The organism is Ruegeria sp. CDSA077, assembly GCF_059612265.1.
Genome location: NZ_JBXWQG010000018.1, coordinates 1 through 23,166, shown reverse-complemented (window position 1 = coordinate 23,166; position 23,166 = coordinate 1). Strand labels below are relative to the sequence as shown.

Sequence of the window (23,166 nt, the reverse complement as noted above, 5' to 3'; positions counted from 1 at the left end):
CCAGAATTAAGCGTTCGACCTACTTGTCCTAGTTTGAGGTCATCTCAAACAAGGAAAGGAAAATGCAATGTCTCTCCGTTTCGTTACCCGCAATATTCATGCCTACCTCGATTACCCGGTTGCCATCGCCCTGATGGCGCTGCCGTTTGTTCTGGGGTTGGGTCAGTCCAATCCGATGGCCCTGTGGCTGTCGGTTGTGACCGGCATTGCAGCCTTTGTTCTGACCGTATTGACCGATCATCATCTGGGGATATGGAGGGTATTGCCTTATCGCGTCCACCTAGGCGTCGATCTGCTGGTCGGGGTGGTGTTTCTGGCGGCACCCAGCCTGTTTGGGTTCCAGGGTCTGGATGCGATATTCTACTGGCTGAACGGCGCGGCTGTGGTGGCGGTCATCTCGCTCAGCGCGCCAGAGCAAGAGGCGTTTGCTTGAACGGGCACATGCCCAGACGTCTCGATACCTTTGCTTCCCACTCGGAAAACAAAGCCGCCCGTTCAAACAACGGGCGGCTTATCGCGGTGACCTTGATAAAGCGCTCAGAAATCCACGCCGCGCTGAGCTTTGATTCCGGCCTGAAACGGGTGCTTTTCTTCGGTCATCTCAGTGACCAGATCAGCATAGTCACACAGCGCCTCCGGGGCGTCGCGGCCGGTCAGGAACACGCTGGTCTTGTCGGACCGCGCCTTCAATCCGCCAATCACCTGATCCACCGTCAGATATTCATACCGCAGGGCAATATTGATCTCGTCCAGCACGACCAGATCATACTCACCGCTTTCCATCAGTGCCCGCGCCTTGTCAAAAGCGGCGTTGGCAGCAGCGATATCGCGTTCGCGGTCCTGAGTGTCCCAGGTAAAGCCCTCGCCCATCGTGTGCCAGGTGACCAAGTCGCGCTCTTCAAAGAACCGCCGCTCACCGGTTTTCCACTTGCCCTTGATGAACTGTACGACGGCAACTTTCTGACCCCATCCCAGCGCTCGGATCACGACACCAAACGCGGCCGAGGATTTGCCCTTGCCCTTGCCGGTATTGATCAGCACCAGACCACGGCCCGGGTCGACGGCCTCGGACACTTTTTTGCGGTGCTTGGCCTGCACCTGCTGCATCTTTTCTTTGTGATCCTGCGCGTCGCTCATTCGGGCACCTCTGTGATTGTTGGGCCCAAACTAGGGCAAGATTGAAAAAGGTAAAGTCACGCTTTGTGATCGGTCAGGGACCGGGCCTTGCCGCGTTCCAGTCCCAGCTGGTGTTCGCGCCAGATCACGACCACATTGCCCGCAATCACCAGCGTCGCACCCAACAGGATCGCAAGCGTCGGCAGCTCATCAAACCAGATATAGCCGATGAATATGGCAAACAGCATGGTGGTATAGTCATAGGGCGCCAGCATTGAGGCTTGGCCAAAGCGATAGGACGAGGTGACCAGAATCTGTGCAACACCGCCGATCAACCCCATTATGATCATAATTAGAGCCTGATTAAGTGTCGGCATGGTCCAACCCCAAAACGCGGTCAGAGCTGAAAGCAGAGTAGCGGTCATCGAGAAATAGAACACGATCGCGGCCGGGTGATCCACCTTGACCAACTGCCGGATATGGATCTGAACAAAGGCACGGGCGAGTGTGGCCGCCAGCACGCAAAGCGCCCCGATTGTGGCTGCCATCTCCATCTGGGTGGTGCCCAGCCTGGGCCAAACCATAATCAGCACGCCCAACAATCCCAGCGCGACGGCACCGATGCGGATCATGCGAATGCGCTCACCAAGAATCAGCGCGGCTAGAATCAGGGTGAAGATCGGCGTGGCATAGCCTATCGCTGTTACCTCGGGGAGTGGCAACAGGCTGAGACCCGTAAAGGTCAGACCCATGGCGCTGGTGCCCAGAACGCCGCGCCAGAAATGACCCATCGGCTTTTTGACCACAAAGCCCTGCGCCAGCTCTCCGCGCCAAAGCAACCAGGCAATGATGACGGGAATGGCGAAGAGCGACCGGAAAAACACCAGTTCGCCGGGCGGGAAATCTTCGGACAGGGCCTTGACCAGTGCAGACATTGAGGTGAACAGAACCAACGCGGCCAGTTTCAGGCCCACGGCAAGCATGGGTCGGTGGGAAGTCAGGGATTGTGCCATTGGCCGGGAACCTGAGCCTTTGACTGCGAAAGATCAACGATTGGATTGTACCAATCAGGCAGATTTCCACGTGTCGGGCAGGGGTTGGCCGATCTCTTCGCTGAACGCCTCAAGAAACCGGATCATCCGTGCCACACGCGCCTGTGCCAATTCGCGCCCGGTGGGCGTCAGCATGTCTGCCGGCAGGCTCAACAGTTTGACCTTCCAGTGGTCAATCGAGAATTGCTGATCGTTCAGATCACGGGCGCGGGCAAAGGCATCCGCGGGGTCATACAAGTCGCGCCCCAATGCGCCAGCCACTACGAAGGTGCGCGCAATGCCGATGGCCCCCAGTGCATCAAGCCGATCTGCATCGCGTAGGAAGCGGGCCTCGGGTGTTTCTGGCGGTATCCCGGCCGAGAAACTGTGTGCAGCAATGGCGTGCTGGATGGCGTCGATCTCGGGTCGTGAAAACGTCAATTCCTCCAGAATAGGCTCTGACTCAGCAGCAGACCGGCGTGAGGCCAAGTGGCGGTCGGGGTCATCTTTGGGCAAGTTGACCAGGTCATGAAGATAGCTTGCCGCAAGCAGAACCCGAATATCTGCTTGCGTGTCCGCGATGGCCTGTACATTGATCCAAACGCGATCCAGATGCGCCAGATCATGGGCAGGATCTGTTTTCATGCGCTGTGCGACGATGCCGCGCAGCCGGGTGCGCAGCTCAGCCGATATGGCCACGGTTCTCGCCGATCTGACCCCGGTGCAACAGCAGGTGGTCAAGGATTACGCAAGCCATCATCGCTTCGCCAACCGGAACCGCACGGATGCCGACACAAGGGTCATGGCGGCCTTTGGTGATGATCTCGGTCTCTTCTCCGGACTTGGTGATCGTTTTGCGCGTGGTCAGAATCGACGAGGTCGGTTTGACCGCAAAGCGTACGACTATATCCTGCCCGGTCGAAATCCCGCCCAGTATGCCGCCTGCGTGGTTCGAGCTGTATTGCGGGCCGTTCTGCCCCATGAAGATTTCATCGGCATTGGCCTCGCCGGTCAGTTCAGCGGCGGCCATGCCTTCGCCGATCTCAACACCTTTGACTGCGTTGATCGACATCATCGCTGCGGCCAGATCAGTGTCTAACTTGGCATAAACTGGCGCACCAATCCCGGCAGGGACACCACGCGCAACGACCTCAACCACTGCTCCGACCGAATTGCCGGACTTGCGTAACCCGTCTAAATAGGCGGCCCAATCTTCGGCGGCTGTCGTATCGGGCGTCCAGAATGGGTTCTGTTCAATCTGTGACCAATCGAAATTCGTGCGGTCGATCTTATGCGGGCCGATCTGGGTCATGTACCCGGTGATCTGCACATTCGGCACGATCTGCTTGATCGCTTCGCGGGCCAAGCCCCCGGCGGCAACGCGCGAGGCGGTTTCGCGCGCCGAACTGCGGCCACCGCCGCGATAATCGCGGATACCGTATTTTTGCCAATAGGTGATATCAGCATGGCCCGGGCGGAACTTTTCCATGATATCGCCGTAGTCTTTTGACCGCTGATCGGTGTTCTCGATCATCAGCTGGACCGGAGTTCCGGTCGTCTGCCCTTCGAACACGCCGGACAGGATTTTCACCTGATCGGGCTCGCGCCGCTGGGTGGTGTATTTATTCTGTCCTGGTTTACGCTTGTCCAGCCAGTGCTGGATCACCTCTGCGTCGATGGTCACCCCCGGCGGGCAGCCATCAACAGTGGCACCCAAGGCGGGCCCGTGGCTTTCACCCCAGGTGGTGACGCGGAAAAGATGGCCAAAGCTGTTCATCGACATAAGGCGTGCTCCTTCTGAGCATCGTGATTAGCGGGCAAGGCCCGTAGCCTCAAGCGGATTTGCGGTTGGGGCCCAGCACCCCAACCCTTTCCGGTCAGGCCGCCGAGGACAGCTGCGTCCGCATGGCGGTGATTTTCAACGCCGCCTGTGCCGCCTCGCGCCCCTTATCCACGAAATGCGCGCGGTAGATGGCATTGTGGTGGTCCGTCTCTTGATACTGGTGCGGCGTCAGCGAAACAGACAGAACCGGAACGCCGCTATCCAGACCTGCGCGCATCAACCCGTCGACCACAGCTTGCGCCACGAAATCATGCCGGTAGATGCCGCCATCCACCACAAAGGCCGCGCATGTCACAGCTGCATAGCGCCCAGTCTGGGCAAGATCGCGGGCCAGCAGGGGCATTTCGAACGCGCCTGGAACGTCGAACACGTCCACCTGATCGGCGGGTATCAATTCCAGAAACCCGTCGAGTGCACGGTCGACAATATCGGCATGCCAGCTGGCCTTAACAAACGCATAGCGGGTGTGTGTCATCAAGATCTCCTTCCGGTTTGGTGGTCTGCTGGCGGTTGCGAAAACCGGTTCCCACTTTTCGCTGCCAGCACGACATGACACGTCACCCAAGGCGATCACGAGCAGGCGCGCGGGGTTACCGGCACACTGCACGTTCTCTTTCATCCGGACTGTAACCGTCGGCTCTGGCCTCTCACCAGATCTGCTGACACCCCGAAAAGGGGCCGCTCGCGGGCTTACGGGTCATCGCCCGCATACCGCCGGTGGGGAATTCCGCCCCGCCCTGAGAACGAGGCGCACCTTGCCAATAGGTGCGCGGTTCTGCAAGAGCTTTTGCAGGAGGACCGCCATGCACCCCAATCCCGCCTTCCGCGCCGAGGATCGTGACAGTCATATTGCTTTTGCGCGCGAGCGCGCATTTGGTGTTTTGGCTTTGTCAGCGGACCAGGGGCCTTTGCTTAGCCATGTGCCGTTTCTGTTGTCAGAAGATGGCGCAGAAGCCTCGCTGCACCTGGTGCGGTCCAATCCGATCGTCCGGGCATTGAACGAACCGCGCACGGTTCGAATCGCTGTATCGGGGCCTGACGGATATATCTCGCCCGACTGGTACGGGATTGAGGATCAGGTGCCCACTTGGAACTATGTGGCGGTGCACCTGACCGGAACGCTTTCGCTTCTTCCGCAGGACGCGTTGCGCGATTTACTCGATCGTCAGTCGGATTTTTATGAGCGCCGGTTGAACCCCAAGCCACCCTGGAGCGCCAGCAAGATGAGCGCGGAGGCTCTGGACAAGATGATGCGCATGATTGTGCCCTGCAAGTTGCAGGTAGATGACATTCAGGGCACCTGGAAGCTGAACCAGAACAAGCCGGACGATGTCCGTCTAGCCGCCGCAGATCATGTGGCGGTAGACGGGTTCGGAAGCGAGACCACTCACCTCGCCGCGCTCATGCGGTCTAGGTGAGCGGACGGGCTGGTCAGTTGCTGAAGGTCGCCAGATAAGCGGCGACATCCTCAGCCCCTTTTTTCAGTTTGACGCTCATGTTCGGACGGGCGGTTTCGTCATCCAGATAATCCCTCAGGAAAACAATCGGGTCCTGCGAATATTCGACGATGTTTTCCTGTGTCCAGACCAGCCCTTCCTGGCCAGCACGGATCATGTCATCGGTGTACATCCCGATTGGTAGGCGTTCGCTTCCGTTCAGGTAATCGGTTTCTGTTCCGGCCACCCGGCCTACGACCCCATAGAGATTCGGCCCGGTGATGCCGCCTTTGACCAGAACTTTTCCATCTTTGATAATTGCATGGCACGAAGAGCACCGATTGTAGAGGCTTTCCCCCTTTGCCGGATCGCCGGCGGCGATGGATTGCGATGAAAGGGTCAGGGTGAAGGATAGAGTGGCTGTAAAAAGCTTTGGCATGGAAAAATCCCGTTAAGGTTGGTCCTGTTACAGGCCCTTGGGACATTCCAGCCAAATGTGCAATCGAATTGAGACTCGTCTAGTGTGTTGAAAAATATCTATTTTTAACTCATTATTTTAGCCGAGGTGGATTCAATCGAAGTGGATTTTTGCGTGGCAAAATCAGGTCAGAATTTTGCAGATCTTCGCCGATCAACAGTCTTCGGTTCTGTGTTGTGAGGGTGTTTTCGTTGCCTGGTTGCCATCCGAATCACTCCGTGAACCACCCGCGCGGCAGGGCAAACTTTCACGGGTAATCCGGCCCATCCCTTGAAAAAAACGCCTTTCGTTGTGACATGAATGCCAAGATGCGGCGTAGTGCGCGCCTATGACCGCTGGACGAACCGATTTCTCCCGGATAGATAGCCGCGATGAGACGCCGCTTTGATGCGGTGCTGATGCATGTTTGCCCGGTATTGCCGGGCGCCGGAATCGGAGAAAACCTCGTGTCCCACGCAGAAGACCACGAAGGCACCCGCAGAGATTTCCTCTACTACGTCGCAGGCGGCGCAGGTGTCGTTGCGACGGGTGCAGCCGTATGGCCCCTGATCAACCAAATGAACCCCTCGGCAGACGTTCAGGCCCTGTCCTCGATCCGCGTGGATGTGAGCGGTGTCGAGCCCGGAACCCAGCTGACCGTCAAATGGTTGGGCAAACCCGTGTTCATCCGTCACCGCACCGGTGTCGAAATCGACGAAGCGCAGAAGCAGGACGCCGATGGCGTGGATGCCCTGCCTGACCCGCTGGCCCGTAACTTCAATTTGAATGCTGATGCACCGGCCACGGATGCAAACCGCGTGATGCCGTCGCCGGAAGGCGAAGCCGCAGGTGCCTGGATCGTCCAGATGGGCGTCTGTACTCACCTCGGTTGTGTCCCGCTGGGCGATGCTGGTGACTTTGGCGGCTGGTTCTGCCCCTGCCACGGCTCGCATTACGATATGGCTGGCCGTATCCGCAAAGGTCCCGCACCTGAAAACCTGCCCGTTCCGCCCGCTGAGTGGACGGACGCCAGCACCATCAAACTCGGCTAAGGGAGACCCAGATGTCCGGAATTCCCCACGATCACTATGAGCCGAAGACAAGTGGCGAAAAGTGGCTGAACAGCCGCCTGCCCATCGTCGGCCTGATCTATGACACCCTGATGATCCCAACCCCCAAGAACCTGAACTGGTGGTGGATCTGGGGCATCGTCCTGGCGTTTTGCCTGGTCCTGCAAATTGTCACCGGTATCGTTCTGGTGATGCACTACACTCCGCATGTTGATCTGGCCTTTGCTAGCATCGAGCACATCATGCGCAACGTGAATGGCGGCTATATGCTGCGGTATCTGCACATGAACGGCGCATCGCTGTTCTTTGTCGCGGTATACATCCACATCTTCCGCGGCCTGTTCTATGGCTCGTACAAAGCCCCGCGCGAGGTTACGTGGATCATCGGGATGCTGATTTATCTCTGCATGATGGGCACTGCCTTTATGGGCTATGTTCTGCCCTGGGGTCAGATGTCCTTCTGGGGTGCGACCGTGATCACCGGCCTGTTTGGTGCGATCCCGTTTGTGGGTGACGCGATCCAGACTTGGCTGCTGGGCGGACCGGCTGTGGACAACGCCACGCTGAACCGCTTCTTCTCGCTGCACTACCTGCTGCCCTTTGTAATTGCGGCGCTGGTCATCGTGCATGTCTGGGCTTTCCACACCACCGGCAACAACAACCCGACAGGTGTTGAGGTTCGCCGCGGTTCGAAAGCCGAGGCTGAGAAAGACACGCTGCCCTTCTGGCCTTACTTCGTGATCAAGGACCTGTTCGCACTGGCGGTCATTCTGGTTGTGTTCTGGGCGATTGTTGGTTTCATGCCGAACTATCTGGGCCACCCGGATAACTACATCGAAGCCAACCCGCTGGTAACACCGGCACATATCGTGCCCGAATGGTACTTCTTGCCGTTCTACGCGATCCTGCGTGCCTTTACCGGCGAGGTCTGGGTTGTTCAATTCGCCAGCTTCATCACCGGCGGCATCATTGACGCCAAGTTCTTTGGTGTTCTGGCGATGTTTGGTGCGATCCTGGCTATGGCTCTGGCGCCGTGGCTGGACACGTCGACCGTACGTTCGGGTAAATACCGGCCGATGTTCAAATGGTGGTTCTACCTGCTGATCGTCGACTTCTTTGCCCTGATGTGGCTGGGTGCGATGCCCGCAGAAGAACCCTATGCGACCTTCTCGTTAATCGCATCGGCCTACTGGTTCGGCTATTTCTTCGTGATCCTGCCGGTTCTGGGTGTCATCGAAAAACCCGATGCACAGCCGGAAACCATCGAAGAAGACTTCAACGCGCATTATGGCAAGGCTGACGCCGATGCCACGCCGGCCGAGTAAGAAGAGGGACCGGAAACATGTTCAAGAAACTTGCAATCGGTGCCGCGTTTGCTATCGCACTTGCTCCTGTCGCGTCTAACGCGGCAGGCGGAGGCGAACAGCATATCGAGGACTTCCAATTCTCATTCGAAGGCCCGTTCGGAACCTGGGATCAACACCAGTTGCAGCGCGGCCTGCAGATTTACACCGAGGTTTGCGCGGCCTGTCACGGCCTGCGCTATGTGCCTCTGCGTGACCTCGAAGCGCTGGGCTATTCGGAAGACGAAGTCACCGCCTATGCGGCGGGCAACTTTGAAGTGTTCGACCCCGAGCTGGACGATTTCCGCCCGGCTAAACCCGTTGACCATTTCCCCGCCAATGATGGCGTTGGCGCACCCGACCTGAGCCTGATGGCCAAGGCGCGTGCCGGTTTCCACGGCCCTTACGGTCTGGGGATCAACCAGCTGGTCAACGGCATGGGCGGCCCGGAATACATCGCCTCGTTGCTGGATGGTTATACCGGCCACGAAAAGGAAGAAGCGGGAACGGTTCTGTACGAAAACACCGCCTTCCCCGGTGGTTGGATTTCGATGGCGCCCCCGCTTTCGGATGAGCAGGTCGAGTTTGCCGATGGCCACGCAAATGACGTCGAGCATATGTCGGAAGACGTTGCAGCCTTCCTGATGTGGACGGCTGAACCGAAGATGATGGAGCGTAAGTATTCGGGCTTTGTCGGTGTTGTCTTCCTGACGCTTCTGTCGGTCCTGCTGTACCTGGTCAACAAGCGTCTGTGGGCAGGTGTTAAAGGCAAGAAGAAACACTAAGCGCTTTTTCAGAAAAGTTAGAAACCCCCGCGCCACTGGCAGCGGGGGTTTTTTTGTTGCTTTGGGGTGGAAGGGGCCAGCCCCTTCTTGGCCTGCGGCCAATTCATCCCCGAGGTATTTTCGGCCAGATGAAGAGGCGGATCAGGCGCTGAGCTGCGTATCCGAGCAGCCGGTGATCGTCGCGGTCACGATCTGCCCTTCGGATTGAGGGGTTTGGAACGTAACTTCGGTGAACTGCTCGGTCCGGCCCATATGCGGGTTTTCCATCAGGATGTGATGTATCTTGCCAACCTGCGCGGTCAGGTGCTTGGCAATCTGCACCTCGCCAGCGGCACGCAGACGGGCGGCGCGGGTTTTGATGACATTGCCGTTGACCTGCTGCGGAATGCGGGCAGCGGGTGTGCCTTCGCGTTTGGAGTAGGGGAAGACATGCAGCCATGTCAGATCGCAATCGGCAACCAGCCTTAGCGAGTTTTCGAAATGGGCCTCGGTCTCGGTCGGGAAACCGGCGATGATGTCAGCGCCAAAGGTCATCTCAGGGCGCAGCTCGCGGGCCTCTTGGGTAAAGCGGATCGCATCGTCACGCAAATGGCGGCGTTTCATCCGCTTCAGGATCAGATCATCGCCATGCTGCAGCGACAGATGCAAGTGAGGCATCAGGCGGGGTTCTGTGGCAATGGCCTGCATCAGGTTTTCATCGACCTCGATCGAATCGATCGAGCTGATCCGCAGGCGCGGCAAATCAGGCACCAGTTTGAGGATGCGCATAACGAGATCACCCAGCTTTGGCTGGGCAGGCAGGTCAGCGCCCCATGAGGTCAGGTCAACGCCGGTCAGAACGACCTCATTATAACCCTTATCGACCAGACGCTTGATCTGGTCCACAACAACGCCCGCGGGGACGCTGCGCGAATTACCGCGGCCATATGGGATGATGCAGAAGGTACAGCGGTGGTCACAGCCATTCTGAACCTGTACATAGGCGCGGGAACGAGTGCCAAACCCGTCGATCAGGTGGCCAGCGGTTTCGGTAACCGACATGATGTCATCAACCTGGACGGCCTCGGTTTCACCAATGAAATCCGCCGCCATGCCTTTCCAGGTTTCGGGTCGCATCTTTTCAGTGTTGCCAATGACGGCATCGACCTCTTCCATCTGGGAAAAGGTCTGCGGTTCTGTCTGCGCAGCGCAGCCGGTCACAATCAGCCGGGCATTCGGGTTTTCGCGGCGCAGTTTGCGGATTTCCTGCCGGGCCTTGCGCACTGCCTCGGCGGTCACGGCGCAGGTGTTCACCACCACTGCATCGGTCACACCGGCCTGTTGCGACAGCTCTTTCATCGCCTCGGTCTCATAGGCGTTCAGGCGGCAGCCCAGCGTGGTGAATTTGGGCGGGTTCATCCCAGCGACCTCAGGAATTCCGGCGTCAGCAGGCCCGAGAAGACATGGGCGGTAGGGCCGGTCATCCAGACGCCATCGTCGCGCCAATCAATCCAAATCGTGCCGCCGTCCAGCTCGATCCGAACATTGCGTCCGGTCAGGCCGCGCCGGGCTGCGGCCACGGCCGTTGCGCAGGACGAAGAGCCAGAGGCCAGGGTGATGCCAACGCCCCGTTCCCATACGCGCATGCGGATATGATCCGGACCGATCAGCTGTGCCACTTGTACATTGGTCCGTTCTGGATAGAGCGGATGATATTCATACCGCGCGCCGAACTCTGCCAGCAGAATCGCCTCGGCATTGTCGACAAAGAAGGTGCAATGCGGGTTTCCCATGCCGGTGGCGGTTGGGGCGCCTTCGATCGGCAGTTCCAAGGTGTCCAGGTCTTCGGTCAATGGAATCTCGTGCCAGTTCAGCTGCGGCAGTCCCATATTAACCGAAGTCAGCCCGTCCCCCGCATCGCTTGCATACAGCGTTCCCCGCTCGGTGGTGAGCGTCAGGGTCTGTTTGCCGGTTTCCTCCATCAGAAACCGCGCGATACAGCGGGTGGCATTGCCACAGGCGGCCGAGGTCGAGCCATCGGCGTTGTAGAACACCAGATGGGCATCTGATGCGCCATTTTCGATGACGGCGAGCTGATCAAAGCCGACCCCAAATTGCCGATGCCCAATGGCTTGGGCCAAGGCTGGAGTCACCCCGACCTCATGCGCGCGCGCATCCACAATGACAAAGTCATTGCCCAGCCCATGCATCTTCATAAAGGGCAATCCGGTGTTCTGAATTCCTTGCATGGCGGGCATATAACGCCGCGCGGAACCGGAATCCACCCTATGGCGCAGATTCGTGAAAAAAGGGGTTGACCCCCCTGCGCCACCTGCCTAAGTAGGCCGCCTATCGGGACGCCGTTTCGAAAGAAACTACAGGCGTAGCGCGGTGTGAAATAAGGTCTTGAACCCTGTCGGGAAAATGCCTTACAGAGCGCCACGGATCCTAAGGATCCAAGACAAAGAGTGGGCCGTTAGCTCAGTTGGTAGAGCAACTGACTTTTAATCAGTGGGTCGCAGGTTCGAATCCTGCACGGCTCACCACTTTTTTCAAACAAAACAATGCGTTGCGCGAGAAATCAACTTCCGCATCAGGGGCTAGATGTTTGCCGGAAGCAATACGGAAGCATCGTGACAAAGATTGAAGTGTGTCTATTGAACGACAGTGGCTTCGCTCGATGACCAAACTCGCGCAGATTGCAAATGGTTTGGACTTGGCCCCAACGGGCCTATGTTTTGAAGCCTCCCTGATGTCTTGGCACGCATAAAGCGGAGGGAGGCATCCAGCCCGCCAATATGGTTCCGTAAGTCTACAGCACGGTACTTTACTGAAGGTCCATCCAAGCCCGCTCTAGATTATTGGCAAAAGCCGCTATACCTTGAGAGTATAGATTTTTCAGTGCAAGCGACTGGCATGCGATACATTATCGATCATTTCGCTCAGACTAAATCCAAGGGAAGTTAGATGTTAGAACAAGCGTACTGGGTTGCGGGGATCGTGGTGGCGGTTGTAGCTGTCGTTGGCCTACTGCGTTGGCGAAAAAGTCAATCCACAAACGTCAATCAAAAAGCAAATGTCTCCGGCCAAGGAAACACGGTCAATCAGCGTGTGGATAGCAAAAACGGTGAGGGCAGTAGTGATCAATGAAGATCGCCCTACGGTCATTTCTGAGAAAGGTATTGGGAACTAACAATTCGACCAATTCCCAATTGTCCGACATCAACGGGGACGGGAACACAGTCGATCAATCAGTCGTAAACAATTATTATTATGGAGACAGCCCTGCAACTGCGCGCACTCTTAATGCCGCAACCTTAACACGAGCAGCCCGGCACACCGAGCGGCCCGTGACTGTATTTTTGGCGGGGCCGTATATTGAACCTAAAAATGAAAGCGAGTCGAAAAACTCGGCTGCATCCATTCTGAGATTTCAACTTTTTCATCGTCTAAAAGGAGAGAATTTTTCAGTCAGCCTAGGAACATATCCTGAGAAGATTGACGCTTTCAATGCCGGAACCGGAGAGTACCACAATGCGGCTGAAGCAGAATTGGGACATGCAAGAGATGTGGCTTCTCTTGTTGTTATGATCCCCGATAGTCCCGGTTCATTTGCTGAAATCGGTGCGTTTAGTCTAAATAGGGAAATTTGCACGAAAATGATAATTCTTGCTGACGTTACCCACGAAAAGAGCATGGGATACCTCAACACAGGTCCAGTTGCCTGTGCTGAGGCGCTAGGCTCAAGGATCGAAAATGTAGATTACAAAGATGTGGAAGGCTGTTTTGAAATTGTAAAAGCCTACTCGAACAAAGTGAAAACCCAAATCCAACTTCAGTCTAGGTTAGAAGGATGAGTGTGCCAGACCCGCTATTTGCATACTTAGCAGTCCTGGCCGTCATCCAGCCTGGGCGAATACAAGACGTAGAGAGATTCGCGCCAGAGGTACTTCCCCCTGAAGCAAGTGAAGCCTTGCTCGCTTCGGGCGCCTTTAGAGAAGCCCATTCGTTCGCGAGGCTACACGGGTACACTCTTCAAGTTCGAAGAGGGACATATTTCCTAACATCTAAGGGACGCGAATTGGTGCGGCGCGACGGCCTTCATAAAGAACTCGATAACCTGAGAATGTTCTTGATGAAGGAACAAAGGAAGAAGTACAAATGAGTTGCGAGTTGGCTTCACTATCAGATTGTTCGCTGTTTCGGCGAGCAGATATGCAGGTTAACTTCATAAGGGCTCGTGGATTTAAAGGAAGCTCCGGATTTCCGGAGGTTTCCGGAAATCCGGAGCTTCCTTTAAATCCACGTGCTCAAGGCAGTCTTCTGGACTGGATTCTCTGAGATGCCAACTCGCTCCTACCACTTTCCAAACGACTTTAAGCACGTTGAAGCTATACTACGCTCAGAAAATCCTCAGTTTGACGAAGCCCAACTTCAAAAGTTTCGTGACCGTGGGATTGCACCGCTCCTCACTTCACTTGATATAGCTATTGTTTTGGGAATAGGTCCTCAACTTGTTGTTTCTATTACAAAAAAGAAAGAAAAACACTATCGCACTTTTCCGCTCAAAAAAAAGGATGGAACTGATCGAATAATTTCCGCCCCGAGGACCTATCTAAAAGTGATTCAATGGTGGATCCTTGAAAATATCTTGATCAAGTTGCCCACCCACAAACAAGCCTTTGGCTTTTGCCGCGACAAATCCATACAAGACAACGCACGCTTTCATTCCGGCTCCAAACATATCTTGAATGTCGATATTCACTCTTTTTTTGACACTGTAACAGAGAGCCAAATTCAAGAAATTTTCGTTAACCTTGGATACAGTGCGGATACCTCAACAACGCTTTCCAGCCTGTGCACTCTCAAGGGTTGTTTGCCTCAAGGTGCCCCAACGAGTCCTAGCCTAGCGAACCTAGTCCTATCTGAGACTGATGAGAAACTTCAGGAACTCGCAAAAGCAAACGGTATGAAATATTCAAGATACGCCGACGATCTAACCTTCAGCAGTAATGAATTCATTGCGGCAGACTTTCACTTGGAAGTCGAAAAGTTTCTGAAGGAAGCCGGATTTGAATTGAAGCCTGCAAAAACTAGATACTCCGGTTCAGGCAATCGAAAAGAAGTGACCGGTCTCATCTGCGGCGAGTTTGTTCAGCCGCCACTGGAGTGGCGTAAAAATAACAGAGCGCGCCTCCATGCTCTGAGCAAAAAACCTTGGCTAGAAAAGGAAGACATCGCCTACCTATTAGGACTGAGGGGATACGCGATGCAATTTCCGGATGCTGTGCAAATGAAAGCTTTGTTGAAAGCTGCGGATATCCTACTCGCGGGACAAAAAAACCGATCAGATATGCATTGAGGACCTGAACTGATCTCTAGTCCTCGGAATGATCAAAGTGTCGCGAACGCCCGCTCAAGGCAAGCTTCGCCAAGGTATTAAGTTCAGCTGCGGATATCCGTAATGTGTTCAAACTGCATGAACGAACACAGCACAAAAGAAGGCGGGCACTCGTCAGGGGTTACGCAATGAACCGATATCTGTTCTTGGCTTCATGCAGCTTGTTTGCGGCGCGCTCAGGGTCCGCTCTTATGTGCTCAGCGAGCCTGCCTCCAACTCTATTCATGAATTCACTCAACTCACTTTCTTGAGTATCTTCCAGTGCGGCCAGAGTGATCCCAAGGCCTGCAATTTGCGATGATATCAACCTAATTTGCTCAGCGCGATGTACGTGCTTAACGTTGGTTGCGTCGATGTGGCTGCGCATTTCCAGCAAATCATCCTCTGATGATCCAGCGACTAAGTCCCAAATTTCATGATTGGGCCACCGGGCGCGATTGCTGTCATCAGGATCAGGCTCACAGTAACGTATCTTCTTTAGTGCCTCGGAAATTACATCGCCAAACAGAGCGTCGAACTGGGGCCACGACCTTATCTGCCATCGATCCTTAAGCAAGTCCTTTCCGGCACGCACCTCGACGCGCCACACGCGGCTCTGAGAGGCATCAGAATAGTCCAATGGGGGCAAACCATCCCGCTCAAGGTTTGCGTTCCAAATATCCCACCAGATCGGCTTTTTCTTATCGATCACTTCACGACGTTTATCGTAGATAATGACCTGCCGCCCCGGCATTTTGCCGACCGTGACAGATGTGAACTGACCAGACTTGCCATTGCTGCGCACGTCATTTTCAGCGCTGAGATAATCCGCACGGTTCGTGTGGCTGTGAATGACAAAGTTTTCGGGGATAAGTTCGAATTCTGGTGCAAGGATATCGACGCAGAAATCGGCGCGACCAATACTGACTTGATGCGACTCAAATCGGATTCCGAGCCGTGTTAGGGTCTTGTCGACATAAGATCGCGCGTACCCGAGCCCTTGTGTCGCCAGAAGTGTTGAGCCTACCGAAACCCGAATGCCCCAAGGGTCGCGTACATTGGGTTTCTTGAAGGACCAGTGCACATCCAAAGGCCCTCCTTTGAGGATAAAGCGATACCCGTTGCCGCCATGGGGCAACAAGTCAAAGTCCGCGCCGCCATAGCTGAAAGGAACAGGGTGCCGCGCTTCTTCGGCTCTGTCGCGTTCGGCACTCAGCAGATCGAATAGCTCCTGAGAGATATTCGCCTGAATCGAAAGTGCGATAGTGTCGAATCCACGATGTACAACGTGCATCTTAAGGCCTCCTTGGGTTCCGGTATTTCCAGAGGGGGGTGCTACAATCACCCCCCTCTTTCGGCGAACGCCGCGCTGCTATGTTTGAGGTTGGGAAAGGGGCGGGCGCTTTCGCGCCCTTCAATAGTGCCTCCGGCGGGGCAGCTATTGTTTTGGGGCCGGGCTGGACGCCCGGCGGTTGTTATTGGCGGCTATTGATCTGTCGTCCGATCCAAATTTCTGCACGCTCTGCACATTTCGCGACATTCAATAAGTCGCTGTGCGAAAAGCTGGTGGTAGATTTCCATTCACAATCTTTGTCCCGGTAAGAGCGGGTTAAATCGACAGAGTAGAAGCCGTCATTGTCCCAGATTGTTGCGGTGATGAGACCCAGCTTGAGCTTGTGGGCGGGTTGATTGCTCATTTGGTTTGTTCCGTTGTGTTAGAAATTGTCGGTTGGCAGACAAAGGAAGGGCGCGAGGTGGCGTTTTACCTCGCGCCCCTCAGGAACCATCCGGCCCCAAAATCCCGCGCAGCGCTGCCAGCTCTACGTGGGCAAAACTTGTTTAATTGGTAGGTGCGGTACTGGTGTTCGCCACGCGTTTTTCAGCAATCCACTTTTGAAGGTCGCGGCGGGTGTATCGAACAGAGCGACCGGACACTTTGATAAACAAGGGACCGCCGCCACGCACGCGCCAATTTTGCAAAGCGCGGACAGAGTAACAAAGATAGTCTGCCGCCGCTTTTTCGTCGATCAACTGATCAAAGTAGTCTGGGTTAGGTTGTGTCTGCATGTTCGCCTCAATGTGTTTGAACGTATTGAAAGCAGAATGCAGCGAAATTGGTTCGCGATCTAATGGCGTAATTGTCTAAGTTTTGGGACATTTACGCCATCACCTTATTTTCTTAGCTTAAACAAGCGTCGGGCGGTGTCACCAATGGTGTTGCTGGAGGGAAAATTTCTCCTGTTTACCGTCCAGAACACAGAATGCAGGAAGTCAAAGAACGGTCCCTTGTAGGGTCGTATTTCGTCCAACTCATCGTAGCGATACCCTGTCATCGGCGTGCGCCCAGAAAAGCTCTCATATACTTGGCTGAGATCCCCGATTGTCGCTTCGAGATTGCCGTTTTGTTTGGGCTTTCCCCGGGCTTTCCCATGGTCTTTTTGTGCGTCAGAAACCATGTTGGCGAAGTCTTCCAACTGACCTTGCAGGCTATAGATGAGATACCCGCCGTAGGTAAAAACTCCGAAATCGGCTGGTAGGTCTGTGTCAAAACCCTCCGGCGCATACAGTTCGCCACTCCAATCGATTTCATTGAGCATTTCTTCAGGGATATTTTCCAGCTGCTCTCTGAGATTGCTGACAGTCTTCTCTAGTTTGGCGTAAAGTTGAGCACGCTCTTTTGCCGGAAAAGCAAAGTGCCGGTCCGGCCCGGGAAAGTAGAAATACACCGCCTCCCGTACCTTTTCAGCGAATTCGGCACTGTGTACACCTTCCAGTCCGCAAATATTCCAAAGCTTATCCATGTCCGAATTGTTCAGGGATGATGCGCGCTCCATGCGGCGTACTTCACCTTTATCCAAAGCACCTGTGGCAAATTTTGAGGTCATCGTCATTTCTCTCAGATTTGGTTTTGGGCTTTGGCTGCCCAATTACTCGGGCATTGCATCCGGCACCAGTTGGAATCCTGTGCGTTCTGGTCACTGAATGCTTTTCCTACCCCGGGTATACCCCGGGTAAGGCTGAACCTCTCTACCCGGGGTATATCCGGGGTAGGGACGTACGGCTTGATGGCCCGGTTCAAATAGTTCGTTGCCGCGAAAATCATCCAACAACTCTAAGTGGAGTGGCGTGCGCATTCTTACGAACCGCACGGGCCAATCGGGCCGCAACCGAACCTGCCGCGCGCTGAACCGCATCGTCCGCTAGGTGAGCATAGCGCAGTGTTGTGGTCAGGTTCTTGTGACCCATAATTTCTTTCAGGGTGAAGGGGTCAATCCCGTCTTTCATCGCAACAGAGGCATAGGTGTGTCGCAGGTCGTGGATGCGGACATCTTCCAAACCTGCCGTCTTACGTATACGCCGCCACGGCTTTTGCAGATTGTTGAGCGGCCCGGTCTCTGACTCACCTAATATTACATAAGGGTTTCCCGGTTGCCGGGGCAATTCCATCAGAATGTCATAGGCTTCCCTCGGCAGGGGAATACGGCGACGTCCGGTCTTGCTGTCCGGCAGTTCCAAATGGTGCGAAGTAACATAGTCCCAGCGCAGCGTCAGAATCTCGCTGAGGCGGCATCCCGTGTAAATCAGCAGCAGGAGGGCCGAGACCACATAGACGGTCTCTGTGGCTTCTTCCAGCGCCTCTGCCAGCACCTCACCAAGCCGTATCTGCTCCGCGTCTGAAAGGTAGCGTTTCTTTTCTTCTTCGCGGAACTTCTTAATCCGGCGGGCGGGGTTTGATCCCGCTTGCCGCAATCCCCAATCCTCGGCCAGATTGAACAGCTTCGACAACATGGCCGCCGCCCGGTTGGCCTGATAAGGCGTTTCGCGCAATCCGTGGTGAAACGCCACCACGTCGGCGCGGGTCACCTCGGCAATCGGGATGGGGCCAAGCTTGGGGCGGATGAACCGGCGAATAACACTGTGATAGTCGCGGGCGGTGGTCGGCTTGCAATGCTGATCGACATATTCCTCAAGGAACCGGTCACAGAGACCCGCCACAGTTGGCGCGCGCCGTTTGGCCTGTCTTTCGGCGGAAGGGTCCGACCCGCGCGCGACATCACCCAGAAGCTGCTTTGCCCGTGTCCGCGCTTCCTCGGCTGTCAGGACGCCATGCTGCCCGATGGTGATCCGCCGTGTCCGGCGTCCGGCCCGGTACTGAACCAGATACGTCTTCTTACCGGAAGGATAGACCCGCAAACCGAAGCCGCGCATGTCCCGGTCCCAGACAAGGTATTCTTTGGCTTCTACAGCAAGCCCCTCTACTGCGCGCTTGGTCAGTTTGAACATATCCAGAACACTCCTTGCTTCCAGCCTGCTTCCGGAAGCTATACGGAAGCAAATGGCGGCGAATTCTGGAGTAATTCATGAAATGATGGAGCAACGCGGGTCAACGTAAATATATGTTTTCGCTTTATTTTTGTCAGTGTGGCGAAGCTTGGAGAAATACAGCGAAATGGCTCTGGCCGTTCTTTTAATCAGTGGGTCGCAGGTTCGAATCCTGCACGGCTCACCACTTTTTTCAAAGGGTTAGAGGACTTCCTCTTTTTACTCCGCATCTCATGGCTACCACCGGGCTACCACAGTTTGAAATTTCGCTCGGCGATGTGCGGTTAGCAGTATTGCACTTCGCTTAGTTGGACGAAGTTGCATTCTGGTTTACATGGCGGCGCGGCTGGAAGGCCACCAAGCGGCCATTCGCTGCAGCCGCACGATCAAAGGTACGCAATGGCTGCTCGGCGCAAAAAGCGGACAGTCGGCTTTGGTCGAATAAAGGGCCAGTTTGCCTCAAAGTTTAAATAGCAATATTGTATTGAGATTAGTTTCTCTTTTGTGATTGGGTGTTTGAAAATGTTTTGGGGAAAACTTTTTTCACTTCTTGTAGTGCCTTTGGCGACGTTGATGGTCGGATCATCAGAAAGTGCAGCGCAATCTGCGTTGGGACCGAAGTACTTTATCGCCAATCAGCTAGGACCAGCTTGCCTGAAGAATGCCCAAGGGGCGGGTCGTAGCCAAGCAAAGGCTCGGCAAGCGCTAAACGCTCTGTACTCGAACAGTCAGCGCTACATCGATGCGACTCTGCAATCTTCTTCTTTGACAATTAAAAAGGGTGGATTTGAAGACCCATGGGAAGTCATCTTGTTCAACAGCTATGCTGCTGCAGCTGCCAACGATGCGCCTCTTGCTCGTACATTAATCGACGGTATGAAAAACTTGGCTTTGGGGCGACGCTATCAGAACGAGCCCCGCCTTCTCACTGTTCGCGAATCCAAGAACAAAAGCTGTTACTCGGCTGGTCCCAATAGCATATGCCCAAGGCATCAGTCGCGTATGGTTGCCCGAATGTATGCGAACCTGATGGTATCAGCTGCAGTTCTGAAACCATTCATGACAAAAGAAGACTTGGACGTTTTAACCCCATGGTTCAAAGTCGGATATAAGAACTTTGTATCGCCAGAAGCCAAGTCTGATCAGAGCGGAATATACGATTTTGGCAACATGGGTACAGCCGTCTTAGCCTATGCTTCGTTGACAAGTGACAAGAGCCTTGCTCGACGTGAGTTGTCGACGCGCAAACGCGTTTTTCTGAAACATATCGAAAAGTCAGGTTATATCGACGAGAATTCTTACCGTGGCGTGCGAGGTTTTTGGTACCACACATACGGCTTAGATTCTGCATTGTCGTATGCTCTTGTGGCAAGATCTTGGGGGGTGGATTATTTCAGAGATGCAAAGCTTGGTCCTCGATTATTTTCCGCTGTAAAACTAACATCCCTAGGAATTACTGATTATTCGCAATTTCGAGCGGTTGGTAACCGGGGTCGATCTTACAGCGGTGACCCGAAAGACGCTCGGACCTTTGTCCACCAGTATGCGCTGAATCTCTATACAATTGCAGGGCGTGAGTACGGTATTCGTCTGCCGAGAAGCGCACGACATGATCAGCTTAAACGCCATGAGTCTTATCCAAAAATATCCGGCTTATGGGCCTCGTGTTACTATTCGTCGCGCTAGTGGGTGAATCTCTTGACCCAAGAAGAGACAGAAACTGAACAAAAGATTCCCATTCAGCGAACGCTGGCAGCCATTCTTGCGGCTGATGTAGCTGGTTATAGCCGCCTCGCCGGCATCGACGAAGAAGGAACTGCCCTGATGCTGTCGGACAGACGGCGCCTGACAGATCAACTTATTGAAAAATACGGCGGTAGAATTGCTAACACGGCTGGTGACAGCGTCATAGCCGAGTTTGGAAGCTCTGTGGAGGCAGTGCGGTGCGCTCTCGATATTCAAGAAGGTGTCAGGACACTTAATCTCGGCATTTCGCCTGACCGCCAACTTAATTTTCGGATTGGGGTTAACGTCGGCGACGTAATCCGTCAGGGTGATGACCTTTTAGGTGACGGCGTAAACATCGCAGCTCGCTTAGAGGGGCTGGCAAGACCGGGCGGAATTTGCTTGTCCGGTGAAGTACACGACCAAGTCATTGGCGTTTTGTCACTTAATTTTCACCTTCTGGGAGCCAAACGTCTCAAGAATATTGACCGAAGGGTTCGCACTTACACGGTCTCAGATTCCACCGATGGAAGGCCATCTTGGACTACCAAAAGATTGGCGTTTGCTGGCATCGGCCTTTCTGCAGTTCTCTGCTTAGCAGTCGGAATAAGCTACTACTTCTTCAGGATAAAGATAGCCAATGTGTCTTCTGGCGTAATTCCTTGGTACGAAAACCGACCTGCGTATGCTCCACCTCTGCCAGAAATGTCTGATGTAGTAGCTTCGGGTACTTGGAACGAGCACGCTTACTATGTCGTTCTTACTTGGGGTAGTGATTGGCAGAGCTCATTGCGAGACGCTCAATATCGTGGTGGCTACCTCGTCTCGATTACTTCAGAAGAGGAAAACGATTTTGTCTACAGCCTGATAAAAAATGATGAACGACTTTGGAAAGTTTTTGAAGATGGTGGAATTCGAGGCCCTTGGATTGGGATGTATCAAGAACCCGGTGCTAAGGAGCCAGATGGCGGCTGGGTACTGGTAAGCGGAGAACCAGTGGCCTACACCAATTTTGCAAATGGCCAACCCAACAATTTCGCGAACAAAGCTCATGTTGTCAGATATTATAATGCCATCTCCCAACCGTCACCCTTTTGGGACGATCACAATGGAGAAAGCACCGCTTTCGGTTACGTGATGGAGGTGGAGCTAGATTGAGATGGCCTACCATTTCACGAACTACGAAATTCAACGCATCCAGGCAGCCAGTGTGCAACACACTCTCAGCAACGCTGACTGAGATTTGCGTCAAATCAAGTCTGATGCTTCACAGATAAATGAGTTGCTCTGGGCTCGGAGCTGCCGAATGCACTCGCAGCGCCCAACTCTCATGGCAACGACGGCTATGGGCTCGAACCGGTCATCTGACGGTTTCAGTAGGTCACCGGGTCGGTTCAGACGGCATCAAGGTCCGGCTAGCGGGACTTTTAGACATTCGACACGATGAAGTTTTGGCAGCGCTTTTTGTCGCTATAGCGACCAGTGAGAGTCATTCAACCATAGCTTCAAATGCTTCACACGCACTTCTCCGTAACGTAAGGTGCGGGTCAACCAGTGACAATTGACGCGCTTTTGAGCCCTAACCTGCCGCTAGAAGTCATGAGACCCGCTGCAATTGCATCCGTCCGTTCTGCATTCTAATGCTGACCAAACAACACTGTGTCGCCTTAGGAAGTGTTTACATCATCCTCTCCTGCTGTCGGGAATTTCCAATTGTGCCCCAAGAACCAGTGCATTCGCGCACGCTCAAGCAACCCCGCATTTTCAGACAAGCCAATCAGATTTTCCCGAACTGTTACTGCCCAAGCCAGCTCTTCCGGCATAGCATTCGGGCGATGTCTATTCCCCAAGGTACTTAGCTGAGTACCAACGGATTCGAAGTCACCTGCCTCAAGATGCCTAAATATCTCGCTGGCGAACTGGTGGGCATCTATATTGTGAAGAATTGCGGTTTGATGATAACCAATATGGTAGAAGTTCCCAGAAAACTCGCGCCCAAACGCTTCCAAATCTTCTCGCAGTAGGCCTAGTAACCGTATTGCTTCATCTGGCCGCGATGCTTCAAATGCCTCAACCTGAGCCGTTTTCATCGCCTCGATTATCGGTTTGAATTCTTCGTAGGGATCGAAACCATAGCCTCCAAAGGAAAACGTGCCAAACTCGGTATTCCAGCCCAAGTCATTCCCATAGGCTGCAGCACGAATCTTTTTCAGATTTGCAAGCTCCCTAATACGAACCAATATCTTACTAGCGATATCCTCACCGGTTCCAAGTCCGGTTTTGGCCAGAAAATGAAGGTCATTCGCAATATGCAGATAAGGGCCGGGCTCGATTTCTTCGCTCTCGAAGACATACAGCTGAGCTTCTTTATATGTGGTCTCAAGTTCTGTCTTGGGCATTTTGCGCCAGTTCACGAAGCGCCTCCATAGAGGTGCTTCACATTCGCCTGTGAACTGCTTGGTCGCGCGGAGTTTTTCGTTGATTTCACAAGGTGGCGCGTAACCGAGACCAACTAAAGACACCCCCAAATCGACCGGAATTATGCACGTCTCGCTACCTGCGAATATCTCTTCTTTTGAATGATCGTTGGCCAGCGCAAACAGTGGATGAGCTTCTTCGCCTTGTTCGGGTTTTCCAAAATTCTTGTAGACAGCACGTTCCTCTAGGTGTGAGTGTCT

General features: G+C 54.3%; 24 protein-coding genes, 1 tRNA gene and 1 riboswitch. Of the genes, 11 read left to right on the top strand and 14 right to left on the bottom strand.

The features are described from left to right. Nucleotides 1–67: 67 nt before the first annotated feature. Nucleotides 68–433, top strand: coding sequence for an SPW repeat domain-containing protein (locus AC2FLE_RS20130; protein WP_496692648.1), 366 nt, complete (start codon nucleotides 68–70; stop codon nucleotides 431–433). Between the two features lie 104 nt (nucleotides 434–537). Here the strand turns inward: AC2FLE_RS20130 and cobO are convergent, their stop codons facing one another. The 5 genes from cobO to AC2FLE_RS20105 all read right to left on the bottom strand — a co-directional run bounded on the left by cobO (nucleotide 538) and on the right by AC2FLE_RS20105 (nucleotide 4,465). Further along, a complete protein-coding gene (cobO, locus tag AC2FLE_RS20125) occupies nucleotides 538–1,137 on the bottom strand; it encodes a cob(I)yrinic acid a,c-diamide adenosyltransferase (protein ID WP_496699281.1) in 600 nt (199 codons plus the stop codon). Between the two features lie 56 nt (nucleotides 1,138–1,193). Next, the gene (locus tag AC2FLE_RS20120; RefSeq protein ID WP_142640242.1) at nucleotides 1,194–2,129 is read right to left on the bottom strand and encodes a DMT family transporter; all 936 of its coding nucleotides are present in this window, start codon (nucleotides 2,127–2,129) and stop codon (nucleotides 1,194–1,196) included. 54 nt (nucleotides 2,130–2,183) lie between these two features. Continuing rightward, nucleotides 2,184–2,846, bottom strand: coding sequence for an HD domain-containing protein (locus AC2FLE_RS20115; RefSeq protein WP_496699279.1), 663 nt, complete (start codon nucleotides 2,844–2,846; stop codon nucleotides 2,184–2,186). Then, nucleotides 2,830–3,930 carry a chorismate synthase gene (gene aroC, locus AC2FLE_RS20110; protein WP_496699277.1) on the bottom strand — a complete coding sequence of 367 codons (1,101 nt, stop codon included), beginning with the start codon at nucleotides 3,928–3,930 and terminating at the stop codon, nucleotides 2,830–2,832. Before aroC ends, AC2FLE_RS20115 begins: the two co-directional genes overlap by 17 nt. Nucleotides 3,931–4,024: 94 nt before the next feature. Continuing rightward, entirely contained in the window at nucleotides 4,025–4,465 is a 441-nt protein-coding gene (locus tag AC2FLE_RS20105; protein ID WP_496699275.1) for a 6,7-dimethyl-8-ribityllumazine synthase, read from the bottom strand. Nucleotides 4,466–4,593: 128 nt separating this feature from the next. Then, nucleotides 4,594–4,739: riboswitch (FMN riboswitch) on the bottom strand. A gap of 54 nt (nucleotides 4,740–4,793) precedes the next feature. Between AC2FLE_RS20105 and AC2FLE_RS20100 the strand changes: the two genes are divergently transcribed. Then, nucleotides 4,794–5,408 carry an FMN-binding negative transcriptional regulator gene (locus AC2FLE_RS20100; RefSeq protein ID WP_142640234.1) on the top strand — a complete coding sequence of 205 codons (615 nt, stop codon included), beginning with the start codon at nucleotides 4,794–4,796 and terminating at the stop codon, nucleotides 5,406–5,408. Between the two features lie 13 nt (nucleotides 5,409–5,421). Here AC2FLE_RS20100 and AC2FLE_RS20095 read toward each other — a convergent pair whose 3' ends face one another. After that, nucleotides 5,422–5,865, bottom strand: coding sequence for a c-type cytochrome (locus tag AC2FLE_RS20095; RefSeq protein ID WP_496699273.1), 444 nt, complete (start codon nucleotides 5,863–5,865; stop codon nucleotides 5,422–5,424). A 485-nt stretch (nucleotides 5,866–6,350) separates the two neighbouring features. Between AC2FLE_RS20095 and petA the strand changes: the two genes are divergently transcribed. From petA to AC2FLE_RS20080, 3 genes are read left to right on the top strand one after another with little or no spacing between them, the layout of a single operon-like run. Beyond that, a complete protein-coding gene (petA, locus tag AC2FLE_RS20090) occupies nucleotides 6,351–6,935 on the top strand; it encodes a ubiquinol-cytochrome c reductase iron-sulfur subunit (protein ID WP_142640296.1) in 585 nt (194 codons plus the stop codon). Nucleotides 6,936–6,946: 11 nt separating this feature from the next. Next, complete coding sequence (gene petB / locus AC2FLE_RS20085) at nucleotides 6,947–8,278, top strand: cytochrome b (protein WP_142640230.1); 1,332 nt, start codon at nucleotides 6,947–6,949, stop codon at nucleotides 8,276–8,278. 17 nt (nucleotides 8,279–8,295) lie between these two features. Next, on the top strand, nucleotides 8,296–9,081 hold the full coding sequence (locus AC2FLE_RS20080; RefSeq protein WP_142640228.1) for a cytochrome c1: 786 nt from the start codon (nucleotides 8,296–8,298) through the stop codon (nucleotides 9,079–9,081). A 141-nt stretch (nucleotides 9,082–9,222) separates the two neighbouring features. On the opposite strand, the gene mtaB is transcribed toward AC2FLE_RS20080, so the two are convergent. Both mtaB and dapF read right to left on the bottom strand, forming a co-directional pair. Then, nucleotides 9,223–10,479, bottom strand: a complete 1,257-nt coding sequence (gene mtaB / locus AC2FLE_RS20075; protein ID WP_496699271.1) for a tRNA (N(6)-L-threonylcarbamoyladenosine(37)-C(2))-methylthiotransferase MtaB — start codon at nucleotides 10,477–10,479, stop codon at nucleotides 9,223–9,225. After that, entirely contained in the window at nucleotides 10,476–11,318 is an 843-nt protein-coding gene (gene dapF / locus AC2FLE_RS20070; RefSeq protein ID WP_496699269.1) for a diaminopimelate epimerase, read from the bottom strand. The genes mtaB and dapF overlap by 4 nt, the downstream gene beginning before the upstream one ends. A gap of 212 nt (nucleotides 11,319–11,530) precedes the next feature. On the opposite strand from dapF, the gene AC2FLE_RS20065 reads away from it, so the two are divergent. From AC2FLE_RS20065 to AC2FLE_RS20050, 4 genes are all read left to right on the top strand, one after another. After that, nucleotides 11,531–11,606: transfer RNA gene (locus tag AC2FLE_RS20065), tRNA-Lys, on the top strand. Nucleotides 11,607–12,027: 421 nt separating this feature from the next. After that, on the top strand, nucleotides 12,028–12,210 hold the full coding sequence (locus tag AC2FLE_RS20060) for a hypothetical protein (protein WP_496699267.1): 183 nt from the start codon (nucleotides 12,028–12,030) through the stop codon (nucleotides 12,208–12,210). A 200-nt stretch (nucleotides 12,211–12,410) separates the two neighbouring features. Further along, on the top strand, nucleotides 12,411–12,917 hold the full coding sequence (locus AC2FLE_RS20055; RefSeq protein WP_496699265.1) for a hypothetical protein: 507 nt from the start codon (nucleotides 12,411–12,413) through the stop codon (nucleotides 12,915–12,917). 485 nt (nucleotides 12,918–13,402) lie between these two features. After that, on the top strand, nucleotides 13,403–14,422 hold the full coding sequence (locus AC2FLE_RS20050) for a retron St85 family RNA-directed DNA polymerase (RefSeq protein WP_496699263.1): 1,020 nt from the start codon (nucleotides 13,403–13,405) through the stop codon (nucleotides 14,420–14,422). 160 nt (nucleotides 14,423–14,582) lie between these two features. Here AC2FLE_RS20050 and AC2FLE_RS20045 read toward each other — a convergent pair whose 3' ends face one another. The 5 genes from AC2FLE_RS20045 to AC2FLE_RS20025 all read right to left on the bottom strand — a co-directional run bounded on the left by AC2FLE_RS20045 (nucleotide 14,583) and on the right by AC2FLE_RS20025 (nucleotide 18,724). After that, nucleotides 14,583–15,734 (bottom strand): ricin-type beta-trefoil lectin domain protein, encoded by a 1,152-nt coding sequence (locus AC2FLE_RS20045; RefSeq protein WP_496699261.1) that lies wholly within the window; start codon nucleotides 15,732–15,734, stop codon nucleotides 14,583–14,585. Between the two features lie 181 nt (nucleotides 15,735–15,915). Continuing rightward, nucleotides 15,916–16,137, bottom strand: a complete 222-nt coding sequence (locus AC2FLE_RS20040) for a hypothetical protein (protein WP_496699259.1) — start codon at nucleotides 16,135–16,137, stop codon at nucleotides 15,916–15,918. Between the two features lie 142 nt (nucleotides 16,138–16,279). Beyond that, the gene (locus AC2FLE_RS20035) at nucleotides 16,280–16,507 is read right to left on the bottom strand and encodes a helix-turn-helix transcriptional regulator (protein ID WP_480805196.1); all 228 of its coding nucleotides are present in this window, start codon (nucleotides 16,505–16,507) and stop codon (nucleotides 16,280–16,282) included. 104 nt (nucleotides 16,508–16,611) lie between these two features. Next, nucleotides 16,612–17,331, bottom strand: coding sequence for a hypothetical protein (locus AC2FLE_RS20030; RefSeq protein ID WP_496699257.1), 720 nt, complete (start codon nucleotides 17,329–17,331; stop codon nucleotides 16,612–16,614). A gap of 208 nt (nucleotides 17,332–17,539) precedes the next feature. Next, entirely contained in the window at nucleotides 17,540–18,724 is a 1,185-nt protein-coding gene (locus tag AC2FLE_RS20025) for a site-specific integrase (protein WP_496699255.1), read from the bottom strand. Nucleotides 18,725–19,285: 561 nt separating this feature from the next. Between AC2FLE_RS20025 and AC2FLE_RS20020 the strand changes: the two genes are divergently transcribed. Together AC2FLE_RS20020 and AC2FLE_RS20015 are read left to right on the top strand one after the other, a co-directional pair. Then, on the top strand, nucleotides 19,286–20,449 hold the full coding sequence (locus tag AC2FLE_RS20020; protein WP_496699253.1) for an alginate lyase family protein: 1,164 nt from the start codon (nucleotides 19,286–19,288) through the stop codon (nucleotides 20,447–20,449). A gap of 12 nt (nucleotides 20,450–20,461) precedes the next feature. Continuing rightward, complete coding sequence (locus AC2FLE_RS20015) at nucleotides 20,462–21,646, top strand: adenylate/guanylate cyclase domain-containing protein (RefSeq protein ID WP_496694241.1); 1,185 nt, start codon at nucleotides 20,462–20,464, stop codon at nucleotides 21,644–21,646. Nucleotides 21,647–22,155: 509 nt separating this feature from the next. On the opposite strand, the gene AC2FLE_RS20010 is transcribed toward AC2FLE_RS20015, so the two are convergent. After that, the coding region (locus AC2FLE_RS20010; protein ID WP_496699251.1) for a hypothetical protein at nucleotides 22,156–23,166 on the bottom strand (1,011 nt) is incomplete at its 5' end.